Origin of the sequence: Streptomyces spongiae (genome assembly GCF_009377185.1) — a bacterium.
GTDB classification, from domain to species: domain Bacteria; phylum Actinomycetota; class Actinomycetes; order Streptomycetales; family Streptomycetaceae; genus Streptomyces; species Streptomyces spongiae.
In genome coordinates this window covers 1-5,801 of the sequence record NZ_VJZC01000609.1, presented here as the reverse complement: position 1 = coordinate 5,801, position 5,801 = coordinate 1, and the positions used below count along the sequence as shown (strand labels likewise).

Annotated in this window: 3 protein-coding genes; all 3 read right to left on the bottom strand. The window is 71.2% G+C overall.

Annotation, left to right across the window (positions count from 1 at the left end; genetic code table 11):
- Nucleotides 1-16: 16 nt before the first annotated feature.
- Nucleotides 17-2,272: a putative bifunctional diguanylate cyclase/phosphodiesterase gene (locus FNH08_RS42780; RefSeq protein ID WP_152776907.1), complete on the bottom strand. Its 2,256-nt coding sequence runs from the start codon at nucleotides 2,270-2,272 to the stop codon at nucleotides 17-19.
- Between the two features lie 228 nt (nucleotides 2,273-2,500).
- Nucleotides 2,501-4,693 (bottom strand): NAD-dependent DNA ligase LigA, encoded by a 2,193-nt coding sequence (gene ligA, locus FNH08_RS42775; RefSeq protein ID WP_322726371.1) that lies wholly within the window; start codon nucleotides 4,691-4,693, stop codon nucleotides 2,501-2,503.
- A gap of 15 nt (nucleotides 4,694-4,708) precedes the next feature.
- Nucleotides 4,709-5,725 (bottom strand): methionine synthase, encoded by a 1,017-nt coding sequence (locus FNH08_RS42770; RefSeq protein ID WP_322726370.1) that lies wholly within the window; start codon nucleotides 5,723-5,725, stop codon nucleotides 4,709-4,711.
- Nucleotides 5,726-5,801 lie beyond the last annotated feature (76 nt).

The following is a 5,801-nucleotide window of genomic DNA, read 5'->3' as shown; positions in this document are numbered from 1 at the left end:
CCCCTGGGCGTCCGCGCTACTCGTCCCCGGACGCCGCCGGCAGCGCCGCCGCCGGCCGCACCCACCCCCGCGACCCCCGCGCCCGCAACCACGCCGTCGTCTCCTCCGGAGGCATCGCCGCAGCCACCAGCCACCCCTGCACCGCATCGCACCCGAGATCGCGCAACCGCTCCCACGTCTCGTCGTCCTCGACGCCCTCGGCGACCACCAACAGCCCCAGCGAGTGCGCGAGATCGACCGTGCACCGCACGATCTCCGCGTCCTCGGTGTCCACGGCCAGCCGCGCCACGAACGACCGGTCGATCTTCAGCTCGCTCACCGGCAGGCGGCGCAGGTGCACGAGAGACGAGTACCCCGTACCGAAGTCGTCCAGCGACATCTTCACACCGTGCCCGGTCAGCCCGGCCAGGGTGTCCGCGGCCCGCTGCGGGTCCTCAAGGAGCACGTGTTCCGTTATCTCCAGCTGCAGGGCCCCCGCCGGGACCCCGTGCCGGGCCAGCCGCGCCGCGACCGCGCCCGCGAACCCGGGGGTGTGGACGTCGCGCGGCGACACGTTCACCGCGACCGGCACGTAAAGCCCCTGCGCACGCCACCGGGCGACCTGCTCCAGCGCCGTCTCCAGCACGTACTCCGTCAGGTGCGGCATCAGCCCGGACGACTCGGCGATCGCTATGAACTCGTCCGGCGGCACCTTGCCCCGCTCGGGGTGCACCCACCGGACCAGCGCCTCAAGGCCGGCGACCTGCCCGTCGAAGCGGACCTTCGGCTGGTAGTGCAACTCGACCTCGTGCGCGTCGAGCGCGCGCCTGAGATCGCCCAACAGACCGAGGCGGTCGGGGGTGTTGGAGTCCCGCTTGGACTCGTACACCTCCACCCCCGTACGGTCCCGCTTCGCCTGGTACATCGCCACGTCCGCCCGCCGCAGCAGCCCCTCCGCGTCGAGGGCGTGGTCGGGGAAGACGGCGACCCCGGCGCTGGCCTCCAGCACGAGGGTGAGCCCGTCGAGGTCGAGGGGCGAGCCGAGCGCGGCGACGAGGTTGCGGGCGACCCGCGACGCGGATGTCGTGGAGTCGGCGACGGGCAGTAAGACGGCGAACTCGTCGCCGCCGAGCCGCGCGGCCTCCGCTCCGCGCGGCAGCGCCAGCTTTAGCCGGTCGGCGATCTGCAGCAGCAACCGGTCACCGGCCAGGTGCCCGAGCGTGTCGTTCACCGACCGGAAGCGGTCCATGTCGATCAGCATCAGGGCTGCCCGCGCACCGATACGCTCCGCGTCGTCGAGTGCCGTCCAGGTCCGTTCGAGCAGCCACTGACGGTTCGGCAGTCCCGTGAGCGGGTCGCGCAGTTGTTCCTCCGCCCGGGCGCGGGCTATCCACAGCGTGGAGTCGAGCGCGATGAGCGGGATGGCGAACAGCGGCAGCAGCAGGGGCTGGGCGACGGCGACCACACAGACGAGGGGCGCGATGCCGAGCAGTGCGACCGCGACCAGCCCCTGTCGGACCAGGGCCGTGCGGGCGACCGTGGGGACGCCACCGCCGCGGGGCGCGTGGAGGTACCAGAGCAGGCCACGGGTGACCGCGAGGTACGCCGTGGCGACGAGCACCACCTGGGGTGCCGCGTAGACATCCCAACTCTCGGGATTCCACGGCGACTCGACGGAGGGCACGCGCCCGAACGAGGCGAGCACGAGCGCGCCGACACCGATGCCGAGTATGTCGACGGCGCCGTGCAGCACGCCCTGACGCCAGCGGCCCCGGCGCGCGGCGCCGACGAGGACGACGACGGTGAGGCTGACCATCCCGGCGGGCACCCAGCCGTAGAGCAGCAGGACGGCGAGGGTGAGTGCGGCACCCGATCCGGTACCGCCCCACCAGCGGGCGCGTCCCATCGCGACCAGGTGTCCGACGATGACGCCGGACAGCACGGCCAGGGACCAGCCGGCCGTGCCGGACGGGAAGAGCGCGTGATGCCAGGTGAACGCCCGGTAGAAGCCGGCACCGAGCACCGCGCCGGCCACTCCGACGATCGCGGCGGGCACCGCGGGCCAGGAAAAGTGCCGTTCGGAGTCATGGCCCGGAAGTCCCGTGCCGCGCTCGGCGCCGGGGTGCGCGGATCCGTGTGCGCCGGTGGCGTGCACCACAGCGCCGCGCACGGCAGCGTTCTCCGCGCGCTCCGACGATCGCCCTGCGCCCGCTCGTCGGCTGTTCAGCCATGCCCCGGACATCCGGCGCAGACGCAGCCGTGAGTCCGGGGCGGCGCTCTCGGTCGGTTCCATTCCCGTCCCTCTCACAGCCGGCAGTGCTCACGCAGCGCGGCACGATGCTCCCGACAACCATCAACGGCACCGCGTCTGAAAACCCACCACGCGTCCGGGCACGGCAGGCGCACACCTCAACAGTAGGCCGCAGAAGGCTTCCACGGGCAGCGGTCGTCGACGGTTGCCCGAATGCGACCCGGCCACCCGTATGCATCTGGTATGCGCCGAACGGGTGGCCTTCAATCGCTACTCCTCGGTCGGAAGCGCGACGTCCGCGGCTGCTTCCGGCCCTTGTGCGAGCAGAACGGCGAAGCCCTCCTCGTTCAGGACCGGCACTTTGAGCTGCATCGCCTTGTCGTACTTCGACCCCGGGTTGTCACCCACGACGACGAATGAGGTCTTCTTCGAAACCGAACCCGTCACCTTCGCCCCCCTGCTCTGCAGCGCCTCCTTCGCGCCGTCGCGCGTGTGGTGCTCCAGGGTGCCGGTGACGACGACGGTGAGTCCTTCGAGCGGGCGCGGTCCCTCGTCCTCGCCGGAGCCCTCCTCCTCCATGCGCACACCGGCGGCCTTCCACTTACGGAGGATCTCCTGGTGCCAGTCGACCGCGAACCACTCCTTGAGGGACGCCGCGATGATCGCACCGACACCGTCGGTGTTCGCCAGCTCCTCCTCGGTGGCCTCCTGGATACGGTCGATCGAGCGAAACTCGCGGGCCAGGGCCTCGGCCGCGACCGGGCCGACATGACGGATCGACAGTCCGGTGAGGACACGGGCGAGCGGGCGCTCCTTGGCGGCGGCGATGTTCTCCAGCATCGCCAGCGCGTTCTTCTTCGGCTCGCCCTGCTGGTTGGCGAAGACCGTGGCGATCTTCTCCTCGCCCGTCTTCGGGTCGCGCTTGGGCAGGGCGCTGTCCATGTCGAGGACATACGCCTTGATGGGCAGCAGTTGCTCGATGGTGAGGTCGAACAGGTCGCCCTCGTCCACCAGCGGGGGATCGGACGGCTCCAGCGGGTTGGTGAGGGCCGCGGCGGCCACGTACCCGAAGTGCTCGATGTCCAGCGCCTTGCGGCCCGCGAGGTAGAACAGCCGCTCACGCAACTGCGCCGGGCACGTACGGGAGTTGGGGCAGCGGAGGTCCACGTCGCCCTCCTTCGAGGGCCGCAGCGCCGTACCGCACTCGGGGCACTCGGCCGGCATCACGAACTCCCGCTCGCTGCCGTCCCGCAGGTCGACCACCGGGCCGAGGATCTCCGGGATGACGTCACCGGCCTTGCGCAGCACCACCGTGTCGCCGATGAGGACGCCCTTGAGCTTGACCACGTCCTGGTTGTGCAGCGTGGCGAACTCGACCTCCGAGCCGGCCACCGTGACCGGCTCGACCTGTGCGTAGGGCGTCACCCGACCCGTACGGCCGACCCCCACACGGATGTTGATCAGTTTGGTGTTGACCTCCTCCGGTGCGTACTTGTACGCGATGGCCCAGCGCGGGGCGCGGGCGGTGGAGCCGAGGCGGCCCTGGAGGCGGATCTCGTCGAGCTTGACGACCACGCCGTCGATCTCGTGCTCCACGGAGTGGCGGTTCTCCCCGTAGTACGCGATGAACTCCCGTACGCCGTCGAGGCCGTCCACCACCTTGTTGTGCCGGGAGGTGGGCAGGCCCCAGGACTTCAGCAGGTCGTACGCCTGGGAGAGGCGGGTCATGCCGTCGAAGCCCTCCAGGGCGCCGATGCCGTGGACCACCATGTGGAGCGGACGGGTGGCGGTGACGCGCGGGTCCTTCTGACGCAGGGAACCCGCCGCCGCGTTGCGCGGGTTGGCGAAGGGCTTGTCGCCGGCCTCCACGAGACGGGCGTTGAGCTCCTCGAACTTCTCCATCGGGAAGTAGACCTCGCCGCGGATCTCCACGAGGTCGGGGATGCTGTCGCCCTGGAGACGGTCCGGAATCTCCGCGATGGTCCGGACATTGGGCGTGATGTCCTCGCCGGTACGCCCGTCGCCGCGGGTCGCCGCGCGTGTGAGGCGGCCGTGCTCGTACGTCAGGTTGACGGCGAGGCCGTCGACCTTGAGCTCGCACAGAAAGTGGTACTCGGAGGTGGTGACCTCCTTGGCGATGCGCTCGGACCAGGCGGCGAGCTCCTCGTCGTCGAACGCGTTGTCCAACGAGAGCATGCGCTGGCGGTGCTGGACCGCCGTGAACTCCGTCTCGTACGCCCCCGCGACCTTCTGGGTCGGGGAGTCGGGGGTACGCAGCTCGGGATGCTCCTCCTCCAGTGCCTCCAGGGAGCGCAGGAGCCTGTCGAACTCCGCGTCGCTGACGACGGGAGCGTCGTTCACGTAGTACCGGAAGCGGTGCTCCTCGATCTGCTCAGCGAGCTGCGCGTGCTTGTCCCGTGCCTCGGCGGGCACCGCCGTCTCCGCTTGCTTGTCGCCGGCCACCGTGTGGTCCTCCCGTTACTCAGGGTTGTCCGCGAGGGATCTCGCCGCCCGGACGCAGTGGGCGAGTGCCGCGCGCGCGTACGCCGGGGAGGCCCCCGCGAGTCCGCACGACGGCGTGACCGTGACCGCGTCCGTGAGAAGCCCCGGATTCAGCCCCAGCCTGCGCCAAAGCGTCCTGACACCCATGACGCTACCGGCAGGGTCTGACAATGGACCGTCCGTGCCCGGCACGACACCTGCCAGCAGCCTCGTGCCGGCCTCCGCGGCTTCACCGATCACGTCGTCGTCACGTTCGGTGAGCAGGGCGAAGTCGAAGGAGATCGCGGCGGCGCCGGAGCGGCGGAGCAGGGCGAAGGGGACGTCGGGCGCGCAGGAGTGGACGACGACGGGGCCGTCGGGGCCGTGGACGCCGATGACGTCCCGCAACGTCGCCTCGACGACCTGGCGGTCCACGGCGCGGTGGGTCCGATAGCCGCTGGCGCTCTTCACCTGCCCGCGCAGCACGGCGACGAGGGACGGCTCGTCGAGTTGGAGCACGATGTCGGCGCCGGGCACCCGCCGGTGCACCTCGTCGAGGTGGAGCCGCAGCCCCTCGGCGAGCGAACCGGCGAGGTCACGGCAGGCGCCGGGGTCGGACAGGGCCACCTCGCCGTTCTTCAGCTCCAGCGCCGCGGCGAGGGTCCAGGGCCCGACGGCCTGGACCTTCAACGGCCCCTGGTACCCCTGCGTGAACTCCTCCAGCGCGTCGAGGTCCTCCCCCAGCCAGGACCTCGCCCGCTTGGTGTCGCGGCCCGGTCGGTCGCCGATACGCCAGCCGCTGGGCTCTACGCGCGCGTACAGCTCGACGAGCATGCCCGCGGTGCGTCCGATCATGTCGGCGCCGGGGCCGCGGGCGGGGAGCTCGGGCAGGTGCGGCATGCCCGTCTCCGGGCCCTCGAACGTGCCGGTGACGGTCTTGGCGGCCTCGCGGGCGTCGGTGCCCGGCATGGAGCCGATGCCGGTGGCGGGGCCGGGGCTGAAGTTCTGGTTCACGTGGGGAAGCCTACGTAGGTTGTGGGGTCCGGTGCGTCGGTGCGGACGGTCTTGCTCGCCCGGGTTGGGTGCGGGT

Coding starts and splice junctions, on each gene's coding strand:
- FNH08_RS42780 (WP_152776907.1), bottom strand. CDS start 2,272: ATGGAACCGACCGAGAGCGCCGCCCCGGACTCACGGCTGCGTCTGCGC.